We start from the raw sequence: 17,561 nt of genomic DNA, 5'->3' as shown, positions 1-17,561 counted from the left end.
CGAAGGCTGCGATCTTTTGATCTTCAACCAAAGCGCTGCAAATACTCGACATGCTCGCGGTGTGCGACGTCCTGCACCACCGGCCTAAACCGCACCTGCGCCCCTGGCAGACATTGCGCCAGTCGCGCCAGCGCCAACGGCGTCAACGCTCCCAACCGTGGATACCCGCCAATCGTCTGCCGATCATTGAGCAAGACAATCGGCTGCCCGTCCGGCGGCACCTGCACCGCGCCCAGCGGAATGCCCTCGGAAATCATCGGCCGGCCCTGGTACTGCAACGCCTTGCCCAACAGTCGAATGCCCATGCGGTCGGCGCGACTGTCGAGCGTCCACGGACTGTTGAACACATCAAACAGACTCTGCCCGCTGAACTGGCCGATCTGTGCGCCGAGCACCAGATCCAGCGGTGCATTGAGGCGCAAATCAGGTCGATGCGCCAGCGGCACTTCACGCACCTGCAGCGCCGCACCGCAATAACTCAATGTCGCGCCCTTGGTCAGCGGTAACCCCATACCATCCAATCCACCGAGTTCTTCGCGCACCACCGTGGCACTGCTGCCCAGCACCTGCGGCGCGTCGAAACCACCGGGCGCCGCCAGATAAGCCCGGGCGCCGAGCAGCGGTTGGGTGAACCTCAATGTTTGCCCTTGGCCCAGTTTGAAACTGCGCCACGGCGCCAGCGCCTGCCCATCAATCTGCGCACCGAGATCAGCGCCGGCCAGCGCCAGCAAGCAGTCGTCCTGCGCCACCACGGCAAATCCGCCGAGGGTGATTTCGATCGCAGGCAGATCCAGCCGGTTACCCAGCAGCCAGTTGGCCCAGTTCATCGAACACCAATCTGCCGCGCCGCCCTGAGTCACGCCCAAATGGCGCACGCCAAAACGCCCGGCGTCCTGCAACAAACACAGCGGCGTGCTGGCCTCAATCGTCAATCGGCTCATGCCAGCGCCTCCAGTGGCGTATCATCGCCGCCCAGGTTGACGAACTCGGCGTGGCTCACCCCTTCGAAACGCACGGTGTCGCCGGGTTGCATCAGGCTGTAGCCGTCGCGATGGCGGTCGAACAGTTTCGCCGGGGTGCGGCCGATCAGGTTCCAGCCGCCGGGGGACACCACCGGATAAGCCGCGGTCTGCCGCTCGGCAATACCGACGCTGCCGGCCGCGACTTTCTTGCGCGGGGTGTCCAGGCGTGGCGCCGCGAGAATTTCTTCCACCAGCCCCATGAAGGCGAATCCCGGTGCGAAGCCGAGGGCAAACACCTGATATTCACGAGCGCTGTGACGGCGGATCACCTCCTCCACCGCCAACCCGCTGCGCTGCGCCAGCAGGCTCAGTTCGGGGCCGACACTCAGGTCGTACCAGACCGGCAACACATGGCACTGGCCGCTGGTACGCGCATTCGGCGACAGGTCGATCAAGGCTTCAGCGATCAGTTCCCGGGCCTGACTCGGGCTCAACGCAGTCAGGTCGTAATGCACCATCAACGTGGTGTAGGACGGCACCAAGTCGATCAACTGCGCGCCAAATACCGCGCGCAGACGCTCACTGGCGGCGAGCATCCACGGCATGTTGGTTTCGGCAATTTCATCGAACAGGCGCAACATCAGGCAGTCGAGGGCCACCACTTCAATCCGTGGGCTCATGGCGCGCTCTGCTGATTCAGGGCCTCGCGAATGCGCTGCACGGCGGCCACCGAACTGGCGTTGTCGCCATGCACGCACAAGGTGTTGGCCTGCAGATGCAGCGCACTGCCGTCGCTGGCGACGAGTTCACCGCCACGGGCGATGGTCAGGGCCTGTTCGATGATTGTTTCTGGTTCGTGATGCACCGCGCCCGCCAGTTGCCGCGACACCAGTCGGCCGGCGCTGTCGTAGGCGCGGTCGGCGAAGGCTTCGAACCACAGGGTCACGCCATATTCGTCGCCGAGCTGTTGCGCCGCCGCGTTGTCGCGGGTGGCCATTAACATCAGCGGCAAACTGCGATCGTAAGCAGCGACGGCCTGAATCACCGCACGCAACTGTGCCAGGTTGGCCATCATGTCGTTGTACATCGCGCCGTGGGGTTTGACGTAACTGACTCGCCCGCCCTGCGCGCGGCAAATGCCGTCGAGCGCGCCGATCTGGTAATGCAGGATGTCTTGCAGCTCTTGCGCGGAATAAGCCATGGAACGCCGACCGAAGCCAACCAGATCCTGATAGGCCGGATGTGCGCCGATCTGCACGCCGTGGCTCAGGGCCAGACTGACGGTCTTGCGCATGATGCCCGGGTCACCGGCATGGAAGCCGCAGGCCACGTTGGCGCAGTCGATGAAGGGCATGACTTCGGCGTCCAGACCCATGGTCCAGCTGCCGAAACTCTCGCCGATGTCACAGTTCAATAGCAGGCGGCTCACGGTGAACACTCCTGTAGCTTCTGGTCTTTTTATCTGTAGGACACTTGCCCGGCAGGTTATCAGTTACTGCGCATCCAGTTGCTTGCCACGGGTTTCCGGCAGGCTCAACGCGGCCAGAATCACCACGCCGTAGGACACCGCCGCAAACGCACCGATCCCCACGCTCAGCGGCACCTTCTGGCTGAGCAGGCCAATCAGCAGCGGGAACAGAGCCGCCAGCGCCCGGCCGATGTTGTAGCAGAAACCCTGCCCCGAACCGCGAATCCGCGTCGGAAACAACTCGGTGAGAAACGCGCCCATGCCGCTGAAAATCCCCGAGGCGAAGAAGCCCAGTGGAAAGCCCAACCACAGCATCACGCCATTGCTGACCGGCATTTGCGTGTACAGCAAGACGATGGTGAACGAGCCGACCGCGAACAGGATGAAGTTCTTTTTTCGCCCGAGCAGATCAGTCAGATAAGCGCTGATCACATAGCCGACGTAGGAGCCGACAATCACCATCGCCAGATACCCGCCAGTGCCGAGCACGCTCAAACCGCGCTCGTTCTTGAGGAAGGTCGGCAGCCACGAAGTGATCGCGTAGTAACCGCCGAGTGCACCGGTGGTCAGCAAGGAGGCGCGGAACGTGGTGAACAGCATGCCCGGGGCAAAGATCTCGTAGAACTTCGCCGGGTTTTCCGGGGTTTGCGCCGCCTTGGCTTCGCGGTAGATTTCCGGGTCTTTCACCAGCCGACGGACGAAAATCACAAAAATCGCCGGGACGATGCCGAGAATGAACAGCGCCCGCCAGGCCTCTTCCGGCGGCAACACCGAGAACAGCAACGCATACAGAATCGCCGTCAGCCCCCACCCCAGCGCCCATCCGGATTGCACCATGCCCACCGCTTTGCCGCGATCCTTGGCGCGGATCACTTCACCGATCAGCACCGCGCCGGCGGTCCATTCGCCACCGAAACCGAAGCCCATCAGGGTGCGGGCGATCAGCAGCTGTTCGTAGTTCTGCGCGAAACCGCAAAGGAAGGTGAAAAAAGCGAACCACAGCACCGTCAGTTGCAGGGTGCGCACGCGGCCGATGCGGTCGGAGAGAATCCCCGCGACCCAGCCGCCGATGGCCGAGGCAATCAAGGTGCTGGTGTGAATCAGCCCGGCCTGCCCGGTGGTGATGCCCCACATGGCAATCAGGGTCGGCACCACGAAGCTGAGCATCTGCGTGTCCATGCCGTCCAGGCCATAGCCGATCTTGCAGCTCCAGAAGGTGCGACGCTCTTGCTGATTGATATTGCGATACCAGTCGAACGGTCCTGGACGGGCCGTGCTCTTGGGGAGGTCGAGGGTGTCGGGCGCACGCATGGCAAGTCTCCGCAGGCTTTTATTGGTCTTGTTCGAAGTTCCGACGACGCCTATCGTGGGAACCGGATGCGCCGATTTTTCGTCGCCCGGCCCTGCTGCGTCCAACGAATAAAAACCCGCCTTAGGCATAAGAAAAATTTGTCACCCGAGCCGTTGCCATGAACCTGAAGTTTCTCGAGACCTTTGTCTGGGTCGCCCGGCTGAAGAGTTTTCGCCTGACCGCCGACAAGCTGTTCACCACCCAGGCGTCGATTTCCAGCCGCATCGCGGTGCTCGAAGGCGAGCTGGGGGTGAAGCTGTTTCTGCGCGACTCACGCGGCGTCAGCCTGACGCCCGAAGGCCTGAAAGTGCTGGATTACGCCGAGCAGATGCTCGATACGATGTCGGCGCTCAAGCAATCAATCGAGACCCGCTCGAGCAAGGTCGGCCGGGTGCGCATCGGCGTGATGGACACGGTAATCCACACCTGGCTCAGCCCGTTGGTGGCGCAGATGACCGAACGGTATCCGCGGGTGGAAATCGAGCTGGTGGCGGATACCTCGCTGAATCTCTGCGATCAGCTGCAAAAAGGCTTTCTCGACATCGTTCTGCAAACCGATCTGGTGCGCCACGAAAGCGTGCGCAGCCTCGAGCTGGCCAGCCATCCGCTGGGCTGGATCGTCGCGAGCAACTCAATCTACAACCGTGACTACGCCGACCTCGGTGAATTGGCGCAGGAACGGATCATCACCTACTCGAAAAACTCCCGACCGCATCAGGATCTGCTGGCATTGATGCAGGCCAACGGTGTGTTGGCTCCGCGCCTGAACTGCGTGAATTCGGTGTCGGCGATCACCCGGCTGTTGCGTGACGGTTTTGGTATTGGCGTACTGCCGCCGGTGCTGGTGGCCGAGGAATTGGCGCGGGGGGAATTGACCTTGCTCGATATCGATCTGCGACCGTCGGATTTGCAGGTGGTGGTGTCGTGGCGAGTTGGCGTGGAGTGGGTCGAGGAGATGGTGACGTTGTGTCAGCAGGTGCTGGCGGGGTATGCGCGCAAGGTCGGTGAAAAGTACATTGTTTTGAGTAGCTGAAAAGCAAAAGATCGCAGCCTTCGGCAGCTCCTACACAGGAATATGCGTTTCCCTGTAGGAGCTGCCGCAGGCTGCGATCTTTTGCTCTAGACCTTTTACAAGCCGCGCACGTCGCGATCTTCTATCGGCCGGCTCTGGCGCAAACGCCGGCCACCCAGCACCACCCAGTCAATCAGACGAATCAGGCACTCGATGCCGAACGACAGCAGCAACGCGCCGCTCATGCCCCAGATCATCGCTTCCGGGGTCAGCAGGATCTGGTAGCTGTAGCCGTTCCAGGTTTCCTTGCGAATGTCCGGGTCGGCGGCCAGCACCACTTGCAGGAAGCGGATGTACCACGGGCCCTGCATCGCCTGGAACTGTTTATCCAGCGCTGTCTGGCGGTTGAGCAAGGTGCTCAGGCTGTCGGCATCGCTGCGAAATACCGGGTCGTCACTGGCGCGGTAGTGCGCGACCAGCGCTTGCAAGTCGCCCTTGAAAAACTGCTCGGCGGTGCCCTGAAAACCGCGCAGAGCGGTCTGCGCTTCGATCAGATGGGCTTCGACGCGTTTGGCGTAATCGTTGATGAACCCCGGCACCTGGACACCGATCAACAGGCCCGCCGCAAACAACACCAGCCGTAGATAACTGAGCAACATCGAGGAGAGATCCTTTATTCGGTCGTGCCCTGGCTGACGCATTCGCCGCGTCGCCACAGGCTCCATTGGCCCGGTTGGTAACGGGTCCAGGTTTCGTTTTCGGTCAAAGGCTCGGTGGCGATCACCGTAACCACGTCATTGGGCGTGGTTTCCGCCTGGAAATCGACGATCACATCGACATCCTTGAGCCGCGCCGGGCCGAACGGTGCGCGCCGGGTGATCTGTGCCAGTTTGGTCGAGCAATAGCAGAACAGCCAGTCGCCGTCGCTGAGCAGGCAGTTGAACACGCCTTTGCTGCGGTATTCGGCGCAGGCAGCAACCAGATCCGGCAGCAGCACTTCTATATCGACCGGTTCCGGGAAGGCTGCACGCACGCGGTTGAGCAAATCGCAGAACGCCGCTTCGCTGTCGGTGTCGCCCACCGGGCGGTAGAAGCTCTTGATCGGGGTGAAATCGGCGAGCTGGCCGTTGTGCGCGAAACACCAGTTACGGCCCCACAGTTCGCGGACGAACGGGTGGGTGTTGGACAGGCAGACCTTGCCGACGTTGGCCTGACGAATGTGGCCGATGACCACTTCGCTCTTGATCGGATAGCGCTGCACCAGATTGGCGACTTCCGACTCGCTGCTGGCGGCCGGGTCCTGAAACAGGCGCAGACCGCGCCCTTCATAGAAGGCGATGCCCCAGCCGTCGCGGTGCGGGCCGGTACGCCCGCCGCGCTGCATCAAGCCGGTGAAGCTGAACACGATATCGGTCGGCACGTTGGCACTCATGCCCAGTAGTTCACACATGTGCTGACCTCGTGATTACAGACGCGGCTCGACGCGCATGCGCTGCGGATTGTTCGGCAATGGCGGGCGACCGTAGCGGTCATCACCGGCAGCGCCGAACGGCTGATCGTCGTCGCGATCATCGGCACGCGCCGCGGCCTTGGCGGCTTCGGCCTGCTCGCGACGGGCGCGTGAGGCGCGTTCGATCGGGAAGCGGATCAGCACGAAAATCAGGTAGATGCCGAACGCAATCATGCCGTACATGAACAGGTCGGAAATCGCCCGCCAGGCGTTGTTGCCGACCTTGAAGGCCAGATCCAGCGCAGTAATGGCGATCGACGGTGCAACCTTGGCTTTCACCGGATCAATGATGGTCGGGCTGAACAGCAACACCGCCATCAGCACCCGCAGCGGCTCGCGCAGCCAGCGCCACATCCAGCGGGTCAGGCGCATCCATACCAACAGGCAGCCCACAGCGGCGAAGGCGTAGAGGCCCCAGGCGATCAGATAGTCGTTCTCGGTCATGGTGTCCATGGCAAGGCAGGCAAAGAGGCGCTTATAGTAACGACTTTTCGCCTGTCAGGCTTGTCCCAATGCCAGACGGCCAACAGCAAACCTTGTGGGAGCGAGCTTGCTCGCGAAAGCGTCGGGTCAGTGAAACAAATGTCATCTGACAGAACGCCTTCGCGAGCAAGCTCGCTCCCACAGGAGAGTGCGATGGTTTCAAGAGCTGCGAAAACCTTTATTCCGAATATTGTCCGAGAGCCTTCCATGCCCGAATCCGCCCACGTCATCCGCGCCCCGATCGCCCACAAGGCTGCTGGTGCCGACCCGTATGCCTGGCTGCAGGAACGCGACGCCGACGCGGTGCTCGACTACCTCAAGGCTGAAAACGCCTATCAGGAAGCACAGACCGCCGATCAGGCCGGCCTGCGCGAAAGCCTGTTCGAAGAGATCAAGGGCCGGATCCTCGAAACCGACCTGTCCCTGCCCTCGCCCTGGGGCCCGTATCTGTATTACACGCGCACCACGGCGGGTGACGAGTACGCCCGCCATTACCGTTGCCCGCGTCCGGCCGACGACAGCCTGACCCTCGACGAGAGCCGCGAGCAACTGCTGCTCGACCCCAACGTGCTGGCCAACGGCGGCTTCTTCTCGCTCGGCGCGTTCAGCATCAGCCCGGATCACCAGCGCCTGGCCTACAGCGTCGATGCTTCGGGCGACGAGATCTACACGCTGTTCGTCAAGGAACTGGCCAGCGACAAGGTCAGCGAGCTGGAATTCCAGGACTGCGACGGCAGCATGACCTGGGCCAACGACAGCCTGACCTTGTTCTTCGGCGTGCTCGACGACACCCATCGCCCGCACAAGCTGTTTCGCTATCGCCTCGACGGCACCGCTGCCGAAGAAGTGTTCCACGAGCCGGACGGACGTTTCTTCCTGCATTGCTACCGCTCCAGCTCCGAGCAGCAATTGCTGCTGACCCTGGGCAGCAAGACCACCAGCGAAGTCTGGGCCTTGGACGCGCATCAGCCGCACCTGCCCTTCACCTGCCTGGCGCCCCGGGTCGAGGATCACGAATACGATGTCGACCACGGCGCGCTGGATGGCGCGTGGACCTGGTTCATCCGCACCAACCGCGACGGCATCAACTTCGCCCTGTATCAGGCGCCGGACACCGGTGTGGTGCCGAGCGAGGCCGACTGGCAGAACCTGATCCCGCACAGCGACACAGTGATGCTCGACGGCGTGACACTGAACACGGCGGCCATGACCCTGAGCCTGCGCGAAGGCGGTCTGCCGATCATCGAAGTTCACCCACAGGGCCAGACGCCGTATCGCGTGCAATTGCCGGACGCGGCTTACAGCCTTTATGTGCAGAACAGCCTGGAGTTCGAAAGCGACCGCATCCGTCTGCGCTACGAGGCATTGAATCGTCCGGCGCAGGTGCGGCAGTTACGGCTGGACAGCGGCGAACAAACCGTCCTGAAAGAAACCCCGGTGCTCGGCCCGTTCGACGCCGACGCCTACGTCAGCCAACGCCTGTGGGCCACCGCGCCGGACGGCACGCAGGTGCCGATCAGTCTGGTGATGAAACGCGAAATGGTCGGCAAACCGGTGCCGCTGTATCTGTACGGTTATGGCGCCTACGGCTCCAGTCTCGACCCGTGGTTCTCCCACGCGCGCCTGAGCCTGCTGGATCGCGGCATGGCGTTCGCCATCGCCCACGTGCGTGGCGGCGGTGAGCTGGGCGAAGCGTGGTACCGCGCCGGCAAACAGGAGCACAAGCACAACACCTTCAGCGACTTCATTGCCTGCGCCGAATTTCTGATCCTCAACGGCATCACCACCGCTGAAAAACTGGCGATCAGCGGTGGCAGCGCTGGCGGTTTGTTGATTGGTGCGGTGCTCAATCAGCGTCCGGACCTGTTCCGCGTGGCGATTGCCGAAGTGCCGTTCGTCGACGTGCTCAACACCATGCTCGACCCCGATTTGCCGCTGACCGTCACTGAGTACGACGAGTGGGGCAACCCCGCAGAGCCGGACGTCTACGAGCGGATCAAGGCGTACGCGCCATACGAAAACGTCACCGCGCAGGCTTATCCGGCAATGCTGGTGATCGCCGGCTACAACGACAGCCGCGTGCAGTACTGGGAAGCCGCCAAGTGGGTGGCAAAACTGCGCGCGACCAAGACCGACGACAACGTGCTACTGCTCAAGACCGAACACGGCGCCGGGCATGGCGGCATGAGCGGGCGTTACCAGGGATTACGTGACGTAGCGCTCGAATATGCATTTGTGTTCAAGGTTTTGGGCCTGGCCTGAGGAACTCCATCGGTCACTTGGGTCTTAACTCCAGACCCAAGAGGCCGATACTCATGAACCCGTGTAGGAGCTGCCGAAGGCTGCGATCTTTTGATCTTGCCTTTCAAAATCAAAAGATCGCAGCCTTCGGCAGCTCCTACAGGGGATCGTGTAGTGCCTTGAAAATGTGAAAACAATAAAGACCGCAACGACATGTCAGAACCGACCTTACTGAACAACGAAATCCGCGACTGGCTGATGGACTGTGGCCTGTTCGATCAATTGCAACTGGCGGACTTCGCCGCGGCCTCGGGCTACTTCAGCATTAGCACCGTGGCTGAAGGTGAAGCGATTTTCCGTGAGGGCGATGCCGGCAGTTTCATGTGCATCCTCCACACCGGTCAGGTCGCGGTGCAGAAAACTGGCCCTGACGGCCAGGTCATCACCATGGCCACCCTGCGCAGCGGTCGGGCGTTCGGCGAAATGGCGGTGCTCGATGGTGAGCGCCGTTCGGCGACCTGCGTTGCGGCGAGCAACTGCCAACTGCTCAACCTGGGCAAGGACTCGCTGGAAAAAATGCTCAACGACGCGCCGAAGATCGCCGCCAAGATCATTCGCGCCCTCGCCGTGTCCCTTTCCAAACGCCTGCGCATGGCCGACGGCCAACTGGCGGCGCAACAGGTTTAACCGCCGGGGGATTTGGCCTTGGTGCTGTTCGGTTCGATGCCCGGCACCGGTTGATCCTTGCTTGGCGGGCTGGGCATTTCGATTGGCACCAGTGGCGGGCTGCCACTGCCGGCGCCGGCCTTCGGTGCGCTGATCGGGGTGATTTGCGGATACGGTGTTGGCGTAGCGGTACCCGGCGAGCCGGGTTGCGGCGTCGGGCTGACCGGAATGGTCTGCTGCGCCTGCACTGCAGTAATCGCGAGCGCGGCCAGGGCAATGGCCGTTAGAATGATGCGCTTCATCAAGGGCTCCGTTTGGCCTCTAGTCTGCGTTCAGGCTACTCCCAACGGGCCTGCTTGCCTTCCCCCCTTGTAGAGATTTCCATGAAACGTTTCGTTCTGCTCGACACCACGCCGATCCCTGACAGCGGCGGCGCCCTGTGCCTGTTCGAGTATGGCGAGGATTTCGTCATCAAGATCCAGGGCGGCGACGGCGGGCAATTGATGAACACGCGCATGCACGGTTCGGAAGATGCGCTAGCCGAGATTCCTTGCCGCAAGGTGGCCGGACGGCCGAATTCACGGGTGTTGATTGGCGGTCTGGGCATGGGCTTCACCCTCGCCTCGGCACTCAAGCATCTGGGCAAGAGCGCCGAAGTGGTGGTCGCCGAGCTGGTGCCCGGCGTGGTCGAGTGGAACCGCGGCCCGCTCGGGGAAAAGTCCGGGCGCCCGCTGCTCGATCCGCGCACGGTGATCCGCCAGGACGACGTCGCCAAGGTCCTGCAAAGCGAGCCGAACGGCTTCGACGCAATCATGCTCGACGTCGACAACGGTCCCGAAGGCCTGACCCAGAAGGCCAACAGCTGGCTGTATTCCGCCGCCGGTCTGAACGCCTGCGCCAAGGCCCTGCGGCCCAAGGGCGTGCTGGCGGTGTGGTCGGCCAGCGCCGACCGGCAGTTTTCCGACAAATTGAAGAAGGCCGGTTTCAAGGCCGAGGAAGTCCAGGTGTTCGCCCACGGCAACAAGGGCACCCGCCACACGATCTGGATTGCCGAGAAGCTCAAGGGCTGAGCTAAACTCTGCACATAACCGTCATTAGTCTTTTTACTAAGGTGAACCCATGAGTTCGTCCACCCCGACCAACACGTCGAAGCTCGATCGCATCCTTGCCGACAACCAGCGCGACAAGGAAATGGGCTACCGCGACAAGGCCCTGAAGATGTACCCGCACGTCTGCGGCCGCTGCGCCCGTGAGTTTTCCGGCAAGCGCCTGAGCGAACTGACCGTACACCACCGCGATCACAACCACGACAACAACCCGCAGGACGGCTCGAACTGGGAACTGTTGTGCCTGTATTGCCACGACAATGAGCACTCGCGCTACACCGACCAGCAGTATTTCGGCGAAGGCTCGCTGAGCACACCGAAAATCGCCAAGGCCACGCATAACCCGTTTGCCGCCCTCGCCGGCCTGATGAAAAAAGAAGACTGATCTTCATTGCCATTACTGGCCCCATCGCTGGCAAGCCAGCTCCCACAATGATTTTGGTCGCTCACAAATTTTGTGAACACCCGAGATACCTGTGGGAGCTGGCTTGCCAGCGATGAGGCCAGACCAGACACCACAGATCTCGAATCTGCCCGCCCTCCCCCAATCCCCGTATAATCGCCCTCTTTTTCCCGAAGGCACCCCGCTCGTGGCAGACAAACGTTACAGCTGCATTGGTTTGTACAACCCCAAATCACCGGAGAACGTCGGTTCGGTGATGCGCGCCGCAGGCTGTTACGGCGTGGCGTCGGTGTTCTACACCGGGAAGCGTTATGAACGCGCCGCCGACTTCGTCACCGACACCAAGCGTGTGCACTACGACATCCCGCTGATCGGCATCGACGACCTGAAAAAGATCCTCCCGCTCAACTGCGTCCCGGTCGCCGTGGAACTGGTCGAGGGCGCCCGCCCGCTGCCGGAATACACCCACCCGGATCGCGCGCTATACATCTTTGGCCCGGAAGACGGCTCGCTGGATAAAGAGATCCGCGACTGGTGCGAAGACGTTGTGTACATCCCGACCACCGGCTGCATGAACCTGGCGGCGACGGTCAACGTGGTGCTCTACGACCGCATGGCCAAAGGCCTGAACACCCGCTCGGGACCGAAATTCCGCTGAAACGTCGCACATCCGATGGAACGAGCCGGGCGCTGCGGCAGTCAGCTTATCTATCTATTGCACATTGCCTGGGAGACAGATCATGACCGAACTCAAACGCGTCCAACGTATCGATTCCACCCCGTTCCAGAGCCCCACCGAGCAGAACGTCCAGGGCTGGGAGCGCATCGGCTCGCTGGCCGGTGGCGTGATCATGGTTGGCAAGGGCCTGCGCCGTGGCGGCGTGTTCGGTCTGATTCAAGTGGCGATTGGCGGCGTGGCGATGGCCCGTGGCATCACCGGGCACAGCTCGGTGAAGAGCCTGCTGGAGAAAAGCCGTCAGGACATGAACAACGTGCGGGCGAAGATCGAGCGCGCCGGTGAAGAACTGAGCCAGCTCAAGGCCAATGCCGAGGCGGCGACCAAGACCGCCACCGTTACCGGTAATGATTCGGTGAAATCACCGAAAGCCGGGGTTTAAAAGCAAAAGATCGCAGCCTGCGGCAGCTCCTACAGAGATTGGTGTAGGAGCTGCCGCAGGCTGCGATCTTTTGATCTTTACTGCAACAATGCGGTATCAAGGACTTTAGAGGTCTCGCCGAGCACGCTCTCAGCCAGTTGCACAAACTCTTTAGTACTCACCGCCCCCAGATGCATCGCCCCGCGCAACACATCATCCAGCGAACGCTTGTTGCGCGTCTTCAAGCGAATCTCGCGATCCAGTTCCTGCAACACCATCACCGCTTTTGCAAGCTGCGCCGCACTGATCTGTTCGCCGCGTAACGTCGTCACCTTCTGACTGTCCCGGGTCAACTTCGCCTGCAACGCCTGATAGCGCTCATCGCTCATGCCGCCGGCACGGCGCACCAGCTCGATCGCGTAATACTCGGCAAAGCCTTCGCTGATCCAGTCACTGCGATGTTCATCGTTGATGCGCCCGAACACCTGCGCCAGCTCACGCACCAGCGCACTGCTGCCGCTCTCGCTGACCAGCGGCAAGCGCGTATTCAGATAGATCGATTCATGCGCGCCGAGGCTGCCGCGCCACATCGGGTCGTTGGCGCCGACAATCAGCAATTTTTTCGGATGCCGGGGATAGACCGCTTGCACCTGCGGCCAGATGAACGTCAGCAAGGTCAGCACATCCATGCGGCGCATGCCCTGCCCTTGCGGCGAAGCCACGGTGACTTCGGTTTCGCCCAGGCGCGTGCGGCGGCTGCCGAGGTGACCGGCGAGCATCCAGCCGGTCGGGCGGTCGAACAGGTGTGAAGGGTTGTCGATGCGAAATGTGTTTTTGCCGATGCGCGGCCAGGCGGTTTCGACGCTTTGCCAGCCGTTGGGCAGTTCGAATTGCAGACGTGACACCAGCTCGACGCCATCCTGCTGATCGAGCCGGGCCGGCGGCACCAGATCATCACCGCGCAGCAGCGCCCAGGTCGGGGTCATGCACGTGTCGAAGCTGCCGCTCTTGCGGCCGTGGCTGATGCTGACGCGGTAAGTCAGGCTGGGCTTGTCGCCGCTCGGACGCCAGAGGCCCCGAGCGTGCTTGCCCGGAGACAATTGCCACTGACCATCGGCCTTGAAGTCGCTGTAGTGGCTGCCATCGCCTAGGTCAAAATCGAGGCTGCGTACCGCTTCGCCCTTGGCCAGGGTCAGGCGCACTTCGGCCTGATCGCTTTGCGGCAGCAGGCGCACGTGGTAATCCAGATCGACTTTCTTTGCCGCCCACACCGGTGCGCTTAGCGCCAGCGGGGCGATCAGCAATGCCCGCAGCAATCCCCCAGCCATACACACTCCTTGTTGAATCCTGGAAACCCTTGGTGCTTAACCGGCGCGGAAAATCAGGTGATCTTCCCAGTCATCCTCCGGCACGCTGCCTTCGGCGAGCATGCGTCCGGACTGGGAAATCCGTTCGTGGTGCACAGCGTCACGATCGCCACACACCAAGTGGTGCCACAGCGGCAGATCCTTGCCTTCGCTGACCAGGCGATAACCGCAAGTCGGCGGCAGCCATTTAAATGATTCGGCCTGGCCCGGAGTGAGCTGAATGCAGTCCGGGACAAACTTGATGCGATTCGGATAGTCGCTGCACTGGCAGGTCTTCAGGTCCAGCAGTTTGCAGGCGATGCGCGTGTAGTAGACGCTGTTGTCTTCTTCATCTTCGAGTTTCTGCAGGCAGCACAGACCGCAGCCGTCGCACAGCGATTCCCATTCCTCGTGATCCAGTTGCTCGAGGGTTTTGCGTTTCCAGAACGGTTCGACTTTGGCGGCCATGGCTCAAGCATCAACATCAGGTGGTGAAAAGGCCGCCAGTCTAGTGCCCAAGGCCCTGCGGGCCAAGCGCTGGCGACTGTCGGTAAATCGCGCTTGTCAGCCGAATCGCCGCCCAGTAGGGTTTTGCCACGAATTCATGACGCAAACACAGCAAGGAATCTTTTGATGAGTGCCAACCCTCGCGTTGCCGATTACGCCATTCACCCGCAGTTCACCGATCGCTGGTCGCCTCGTGCCTTCACCGGCGAAGCGATCCCGGAAGAAACCCTGCTGAGTTTTTTCGAAGCCGCACGCTGGGCGCCTTCGGCGTACAACTCGCAGCCGTGGCGTTTTCTGTATGCGCGCCGTGACACGCCGAACTGGGAACGCTTCCTGGGGCTGCTGAATGAATTCAACCGCAGCTGGGCGCAACACGCTTCGGCGCTGGTGATCGTGATTTCGAAAACCACCTTCACCGCACCCGGTGCCAGCGAAGAGACCCCGGCGCTGTGGCACACCTTCGATACCGGCTCCGCTTGGGGCCACCTGGCGCTGCAGGCGAGCATCAGCGGCTGGCACACCCACGGCATGGCCGGTTTCGATCAGGAGCTGACCCGCAAGGAGCTGAATATTCCGCAAGGTTATGCGCTGCATGCGGCGGTCGCTGTCGGCAAGCTGGGTGACAAGGCGACCCTGGCCGAGTACCTGCAGGCCCGTGAGGAGCCGAGCCCGCGTCGTCCGCTGAGCGAGCTGGCGGCGGAAGGCAACTTCACCCTTTAAACGCAAAAGATCGCAGCCTTCGGCAGCTCCTACTGGGATCAATGCAGGAGCTGCCGAAGGCTGCGATCTTTTGATTACACCTCAGTAACCGCGGTTGAAATCCACTTCCCCGCGCAACGCTTCTCCCGCCTGATACGCCTTCAGGTTCTCGACGAACAACTGCACCATCAACGCCGGCGACGTCGGCGCCGAGCTGTGTCCAGTCAGCAGCAGGCCCCAGGCAGTCCAGAACGGATGGCGTTGCGGCAACGGCTCCTGACGGCAAACGTCGATCACCGCACCGGCCAGATGCCCTTCCTTCAAGGCTTCCACCAGATCCGCATCCACCACCGCCACGCCGCGTCCGACGTTGATGAACAACCCGGTCGGCTTGAACTGCTTGAACAGCGCCGCATCGTAGATATCGTGGGTGTGCGCAGTGTTCGGCAGCAGGTTGACCACGTAATCGACCGCGCCCACCAGCCGTGGCAGATCGGCCATCGAACCGACTTCGATGAACGGCGCCTGCTCACGCGCGCTGCTGGCAATGCCGTACAACTCGACGCCAAACGGCAGCAGGAACTGCGCCACACTCTGACCGATATCGCCGGTCCCGACGATCAGCACCTTGCGCCCGACCAGACTCTGGCCGGTGCGGTTATCCCACTTGCGCTCGACCTGGCTGACCAGCCGCGCCAGCACTTCCCGTTCGTGACCGAGCATGTAGGTCAGTACGTATTCGGCCATCACCTGACCGAAGATCCCCACCGCGCGGGTCAGGCGGTAATCGCGGCGCAGACCATCAGCGAGCAGCGGCGTGATGCCGGCCCAGGTCGATTGCAGCCATTGCGGCTGGTGGCCCTGACGCAGCAGGGTCGCCAACAGGTCCGGCTGCCCCAGCCACACCGGGCAATCGGCAGCCTGACGCGCCAGTTCGGCAGAGTCGCCACTGGTCAGGACTTCAAGTTCGGGGGCCATCTGGCGCAGTAGCCGGGCGTACACCGCGTGGTCGTGTTCAGCAATCAGAACGCGCATCTTCAAACCTTTCGCAAACCGTGCAGGCAACCGCCGAAAGAGCCGTGCTCCTTCGTGGCGGTCGTCGCCGTAAAATCAGTTCCAGGGTGGCAAGAGGCCCAGAACAGGGCCTCGCAGATCAGACCGGGTCGTTGCGTCGCAGCAACTCTTCGGGCAGGTGCTCGATGTACTCGTCCTCGGCCGGTGGCATCTGCAGGTGATAGCCCTGCTTGTCGAGGTTTTCCAGGACCACGGTGATGTCCTCGCGCGCCAGTGTGCGCTCGGGGGTCAGTACCAGGTCAAAGGAATGCTTCGCCTTGCCGAAGGCCGCCATCAGCGCCTCGGGCACGCGCTCAAGCGCATCGCTCTTGAGCACATAAAGATACATCCCGGGTTTCTTCGAACTTTGGTAAATGGAGCAAATACGTTTCAAGGCTGTTCTCCGGCGGTGGCCAGGCTGTCGAGCAGCTTCTGGCCCATGAGTTCGCGGCGCCAGCCACGCAGCGACTCAGGCAATTGATAAGGACCCTCGGGGAAGCCGCTTTTAACCAGCGCTTCGAGGGTTTTCTTGCGCAGCATCAGTTCCGGCGCGATGCCCAGACGCTCGGCTTCGACCTGGCCGAGGGCGCGCAGTTGCTTGATCAGCGCAGCGGCTTCGACCGGCAACGGCTCCGGCACCGCCGGCGGCCATTGATCAGGCCCCACACTGCCAGAGCGCTTGATCAGATCAAGCAGAAACTGGCCGTCCTGACGCACGGTACGCGGGTGCATGTCTTCGATCTTGCCCAACGCCGCGAGGTTGTCCGGTTGCGTGCGGGCCAGCGGCCACAGCGAGTGTTCACGGACGATACGGTTGCGCGGCAGATCACGGGCGCGGGCTTCTTTTTCACGCCAGGCGCACAACTCACGCAGCACCGCCAATTGCGCACGAGACAGTTTCCACGCCAACTTGGCTTCGCGATAGACCTCGTACGGGTCGGTTTCACGGCGCAGGTTGGCCACCAGTTCGGCGCCGTCCTCCAGCACCCAAGCGAACTTATCGTCAGACAGTTTCGGCCGCAGTTGTACGAAAACTTCCGCCAGATGCACCGCGTCTTCGGCGGCGTAGCTGATCTGCGTGTCGGACAGCGGACGCTGTAACCAGTCGGAACGGGTTTCGCCCTTGGGCAGCTCGATACCGAGCACCTCCTGCACCAGCCGCGAATAGCCCATCGAGAACCCGAGGTTCAGATAGGCCGCGGCCAATTGAGTGTCGAACAACGGCGCCGGCAAGCTGCCGGTCAGACGCAACAGCACTTCGAGGTCTTCGCTGCAGGCATGCAGGACTTTGAGCACCGCCGGGTTTTCCAGCAGCGCTGCCAGCGGTTGCCAGGCGTCGATGGTCAGCGGATCGATCAGGTAGGCGCGTTTGCCGTCACCGACCTGCAGCAAACCGGCAATCGGGTAGAAGGTGTCGACCCGCATGAATTCGGTGTCGAGGGCAACGAACGGCAGTTGCTGCCACTCGGCGCAAAGCTGCGCGAGGCTTTCGTTGTCGCGAATCCAGTGAATATCGATGGCCACACGGCTCTCCCTTGAAGAATGGCGCGCAGTATATATCGCCGCCGGCGTTTTACGCGCCTGCGCAGGACCAGAGCTGTAACGAAATATCCTGCCAGAGATAAAGAATAGTCTGACAGCGTGAGCAACAAGATGA

General features: G+C 61.8%; 21 protein-coding genes. 8 read left to right on the top strand and 13 right to left on the bottom strand.

What is annotated here, in order from left to right; genetic code table 11:
* Nucleotides 1-23 precede the first annotated feature (23 nt).
* The 4 genes from ACYZUM_RS03795 to ACYZUM_RS03780 form a co-directional block, all read right to left on the bottom strand.
* Nucleotides 24-941, bottom strand: a complete 918-nt coding sequence (locus tag ACYZUM_RS03795; RefSeq protein ID WP_108181971.1) for a 5-oxoprolinase subunit C family protein — start codon at nucleotides 939-941, stop codon at nucleotides 24-26.
* Nucleotides 938-1,642, bottom strand: a complete 705-nt coding sequence (pxpB, locus tag ACYZUM_RS03790; RefSeq protein ID WP_108181970.1) for a 5-oxoprolinase subunit PxpB — start codon at nucleotides 1,640-1,642, stop codon at nucleotides 938-940. Before pxpB ends, ACYZUM_RS03795 begins: the two co-directional genes overlap by 4 nt.
* Entirely contained in the window at nucleotides 1,639-2,391 is a 753-nt protein-coding gene (locus ACYZUM_RS03785; protein ID WP_108181969.1) for a 5-oxoprolinase subunit PxpA, read from the bottom strand. Before ACYZUM_RS03785 ends, pxpB begins: the two co-directional genes overlap by 4 nt.
* A 63-nt stretch (nucleotides 2,392-2,454) precedes the next feature.
* Nucleotides 2,455-3,741: an MFS transporter gene (locus ACYZUM_RS03780; protein WP_041070314.1), complete on the bottom strand. Its 1,287-nt coding sequence runs from the start codon at nucleotides 3,739-3,741 to the stop codon at nucleotides 2,455-2,457.
* Nucleotides 3,742-3,899: 158 nt separating this feature from the next.
* On the opposite strand from ACYZUM_RS03780, the gene ACYZUM_RS03775 reads away from it, so the two are divergent.
* Nucleotides 3,900-4,814: a LysR family transcriptional regulator gene (locus ACYZUM_RS03775; protein ID WP_108181968.1), complete on the top strand. Its 915-nt coding sequence runs from the start codon at nucleotides 3,900-3,902 to the stop codon at nucleotides 4,812-4,814.
* 95 nt (nucleotides 4,815-4,909) lie between these two features.
* Here ACYZUM_RS03775 and ACYZUM_RS03770 read toward each other — a convergent pair whose 3' ends face one another.
* From ACYZUM_RS03770 to ACYZUM_RS03760, 3 genes are read right to left on the bottom strand one after another with little or no spacing between them, the layout of a single operon-like run.
* Entirely contained in the window at nucleotides 4,910-5,452 is a 543-nt protein-coding gene (locus ACYZUM_RS03770; protein ID WP_108181967.1) for a DUF2937 family protein, read from the bottom strand.
* Between the two features lie 14 nt (nucleotides 5,453-5,466).
* The gene (locus ACYZUM_RS03765) at nucleotides 5,467-6,243 is read right to left on the bottom strand and encodes a class II glutamine amidotransferase (RefSeq protein ID WP_007969599.1); all 777 of its coding nucleotides are present in this window, start codon (nucleotides 6,241-6,243) and stop codon (nucleotides 5,467-5,469) included.
* A gap of 15 nt (nucleotides 6,244-6,258) precedes the next feature.
* Entirely contained in the window at nucleotides 6,259-6,756 is a 498-nt protein-coding gene (locus ACYZUM_RS03760; RefSeq protein WP_086791999.1) for an MFS transporter, read from the bottom strand.
* 237 nt (nucleotides 6,757-6,993) lie between these two features.
* On the opposite strand from ACYZUM_RS03760, the gene ACYZUM_RS03755 reads away from it, so the two are divergent.
* Both ACYZUM_RS03755 and ACYZUM_RS03750 read left to right on the top strand, forming a co-directional pair.
* Entirely contained in the window at nucleotides 6,994-9,048 is a 2,055-nt protein-coding gene (locus ACYZUM_RS03755) for a S9 family peptidase (RefSeq protein WP_108181966.1), read from the top strand.
* 192 nt (nucleotides 9,049-9,240) lie between these two features.
* Nucleotides 9,241-9,714, top strand: a complete 474-nt coding sequence (locus ACYZUM_RS03750) for a cyclic nucleotide-binding domain-containing protein (RefSeq protein ID WP_041070525.1) — start codon at nucleotides 9,241-9,243, stop codon at nucleotides 9,712-9,714.
* Here the strand turns inward: ACYZUM_RS03750 and ACYZUM_RS03745 are convergent.
* On the bottom strand, nucleotides 9,711-9,995 hold the full coding sequence (locus ACYZUM_RS03745; RefSeq protein WP_108181965.1) for a hypothetical protein: 285 nt from the start codon (nucleotides 9,993-9,995) through the stop codon (nucleotides 9,711-9,713). The two genes, ACYZUM_RS03750 and ACYZUM_RS03745, sit on opposite strands and share 4 nt — an antisense overlap.
* 81 nt (nucleotides 9,996-10,076) lie before the next feature.
* Here ACYZUM_RS03745 and ACYZUM_RS03740 point away from each other — a divergent pair, with 81 nt between their 5' ends.
* The 4 genes from ACYZUM_RS03740 to ACYZUM_RS03725 all read left to right on the top strand — a co-directional run bounded on the left by ACYZUM_RS03740 (nucleotide 10,077) and on the right by ACYZUM_RS03725 (nucleotide 12,320).
* Nucleotides 10,077-10,763: a spermidine synthase gene (locus tag ACYZUM_RS03740; protein WP_041070327.1), complete on the top strand. Its 687-nt coding sequence runs from the start codon at nucleotides 10,077-10,079 to the stop codon at nucleotides 10,761-10,763.
* A gap of 49 nt (nucleotides 10,764-10,812) precedes the next feature.
* A complete protein-coding gene (locus ACYZUM_RS03735; RefSeq protein WP_007944009.1) occupies nucleotides 10,813-11,184 on the top strand; it encodes a YajD family HNH nuclease in 372 nt (123 codons plus the stop codon).
* Between the two features lie 205 nt (nucleotides 11,185-11,389).
* Nucleotides 11,390-11,860 (top strand): RNA methyltransferase, encoded by a 471-nt coding sequence (locus ACYZUM_RS03730; RefSeq protein WP_007911337.1) that lies wholly within the window; start codon nucleotides 11,390-11,392, stop codon nucleotides 11,858-11,860.
* An 82-nt stretch (nucleotides 11,861-11,942) separates the two neighbouring features.
* A complete protein-coding gene (locus ACYZUM_RS03725; RefSeq protein ID WP_108181964.1) occupies nucleotides 11,943-12,320 on the top strand; it encodes a YgaP family membrane protein in 378 nt (125 codons plus the stop codon).
* A gap of 77 nt (nucleotides 12,321-12,397) precedes the next feature.
* On the opposite strand, the gene ACYZUM_RS03720 is transcribed toward ACYZUM_RS03725, so the two are convergent.
* Together ACYZUM_RS03720 and ACYZUM_RS03715 are read right to left on the bottom strand one after the other, a co-directional pair.
* A complete protein-coding gene (locus tag ACYZUM_RS03720) occupies nucleotides 12,398-13,627 on the bottom strand; it encodes a hypothetical protein (protein ID WP_108181963.1) in 1,230 nt (409 codons plus the stop codon).
* 36 nt (nucleotides 13,628-13,663) lie between these two features.
* A complete protein-coding gene (locus tag ACYZUM_RS03715; protein WP_086792005.1) occupies nucleotides 13,664-14,113 on the bottom strand; it encodes a YcgN family cysteine cluster protein in 450 nt (149 codons plus the stop codon).
* 165 nt (nucleotides 14,114-14,278) lie between these two features.
* Here ACYZUM_RS03715 and ACYZUM_RS03710 point away from each other — a divergent pair, with 165 nt between their 5' ends.
* Complete coding sequence (locus ACYZUM_RS03710) at nucleotides 14,279-14,872, top strand: nitroreductase family protein (RefSeq protein ID WP_047292309.1); 594 nt, start codon at nucleotides 14,279-14,281, stop codon at nucleotides 14,870-14,872.
* An 81-nt stretch (nucleotides 14,873-14,953) separates the two neighbouring features.
* Here ACYZUM_RS03710 and ACYZUM_RS03705 read toward each other — a convergent pair whose 3' ends face one another.
* The 3 genes from ACYZUM_RS03705 to rnd form a co-directional block, all read right to left on the bottom strand.
* The gene (locus ACYZUM_RS03705; protein ID WP_041070342.1) at nucleotides 14,954-15,886 is read right to left on the bottom strand and encodes a D-2-hydroxyacid dehydrogenase; all 933 of its coding nucleotides are present in this window, start codon (nucleotides 15,884-15,886) and stop codon (nucleotides 14,954-14,956) included.
* A gap of 118 nt (nucleotides 15,887-16,004) precedes the next feature.
* The gene (locus tag ACYZUM_RS03700) at nucleotides 16,005-16,298 is read right to left on the bottom strand and encodes a YcgL domain-containing protein (protein ID WP_003222599.1); all 294 of its coding nucleotides are present in this window, start codon (nucleotides 16,296-16,298) and stop codon (nucleotides 16,005-16,007) included.
* Nucleotides 16,295-17,428: a ribonuclease D gene (gene rnd / locus ACYZUM_RS03695; protein WP_041070344.1), complete on the bottom strand. Its 1,134-nt coding sequence runs from the start codon at nucleotides 17,426-17,428 to the stop codon at nucleotides 16,295-16,297. The genes ACYZUM_RS03700 and rnd overlap by 4 nt, the downstream gene beginning before the upstream one ends.
* Between the last annotated feature and the right edge of the window lie 133 nt (nucleotides 17,429-17,561).

It is taken from the genome of Pseudomonas sp. m6p (assembly GCF_055760375.1).
This window is presented reverse-complemented; position numbering and strand designations above follow the sequence as displayed.

Excerpts from the sequence above, each read along its gene's own strand:
- ACYZUM_RS03795 (WP_108181971.1), bottom strand. The coding sequence starts at position 941 with ATGAGCCGATTGACGATTGAGGCCAGCACGCCGCTGTGTTTGTTGCAG.
- pxpB (WP_108181970.1), bottom strand. The coding sequence starts at position 1,642 with ATGAGCCCACGGATTGAAGTGGTGGCCCTCGACTGCCTGATGTTGCGC.
- ACYZUM_RS03780 (WP_041070314.1), bottom strand. The coding sequence starts at position 3,741 with ATGCGTGCGCCCGACACCCTCGACCTCCCCAAGAGCACGGCCCGTCCA.
- ACYZUM_RS03775 (WP_108181968.1), top strand. The coding sequence starts at position 3,900 with ATGAACCTGAAGTTTCTCGAGACCTTTGTCTGGGTCGCCCGGCTGAAG.
- ACYZUM_RS03770 (WP_108181967.1), bottom strand. The coding sequence starts at position 5,452 with ATGTTGCTCAGTTATCTACGGCTGGTGTTGTTTGCGGCGGGCCTGTTG.
- ACYZUM_RS03765 (WP_007969599.1), bottom strand. The coding sequence starts at position 6,243 with ATGTGTGAACTACTGGGCATGAGTGCCAACGTGCCGACCGATATCGTG.
- ACYZUM_RS03760 (WP_086791999.1), bottom strand. The coding sequence starts at position 6,756 with ATGGACACCATGACCGAGAACGACTATCTGATCGCCTGGGGCCTCTAC.
- ACYZUM_RS03755 (WP_108181966.1), top strand. The coding sequence starts at position 6,994 with ATGCCCGAATCCGCCCACGTCATCCGCGCCCCGATCGCCCACAAGGCT.
- ACYZUM_RS03750 (WP_041070525.1), top strand. The coding sequence starts at position 9,241 with ATGTCAGAACCGACCTTACTGAACAACGAAATCCGCGACTGGCTGATG.
- ACYZUM_RS03745 (WP_108181965.1), bottom strand. The coding sequence starts at position 9,995 with ATGAAGCGCATCATTCTAACGGCCATTGCCCTGGCCGCGCTCGCGATT.
- ACYZUM_RS03740 (WP_041070327.1), top strand. The coding sequence starts at position 10,077 with ATGAAACGTTTCGTTCTGCTCGACACCACGCCGATCCCTGACAGCGGC.
- ACYZUM_RS03735 (WP_007944009.1), top strand. The coding sequence starts at position 10,813 with ATGAGTTCGTCCACCCCGACCAACACGTCGAAGCTCGATCGCATCCTT.
- ACYZUM_RS03725 (WP_108181964.1), top strand. The coding sequence starts at position 11,943 with ATGACCGAACTCAAACGCGTCCAACGTATCGATTCCACCCCGTTCCAG.
- ACYZUM_RS03720 (WP_108181963.1), bottom strand. The coding sequence starts at position 13,627 with ATGGCTGGGGGATTGCTGCGGGCATTGCTGATCGCCCCGCTGGCGCTA.
- ACYZUM_RS03715 (WP_086792005.1), bottom strand. The coding sequence starts at position 14,113 with ATGGCCGCCAAAGTCGAACCGTTCTGGAAACGCAAAACCCTCGAGCAA.
- ACYZUM_RS03710 (WP_047292309.1), top strand. The coding sequence starts at position 14,279 with ATGAGTGCCAACCCTCGCGTTGCCGATTACGCCATTCACCCGCAGTTC.
- ACYZUM_RS03705 (WP_041070342.1), bottom strand. The coding sequence starts at position 15,886 with ATGCGCGTTCTGATTGCTGAACACGACCACGCGGTGTACGCCCGGCTA.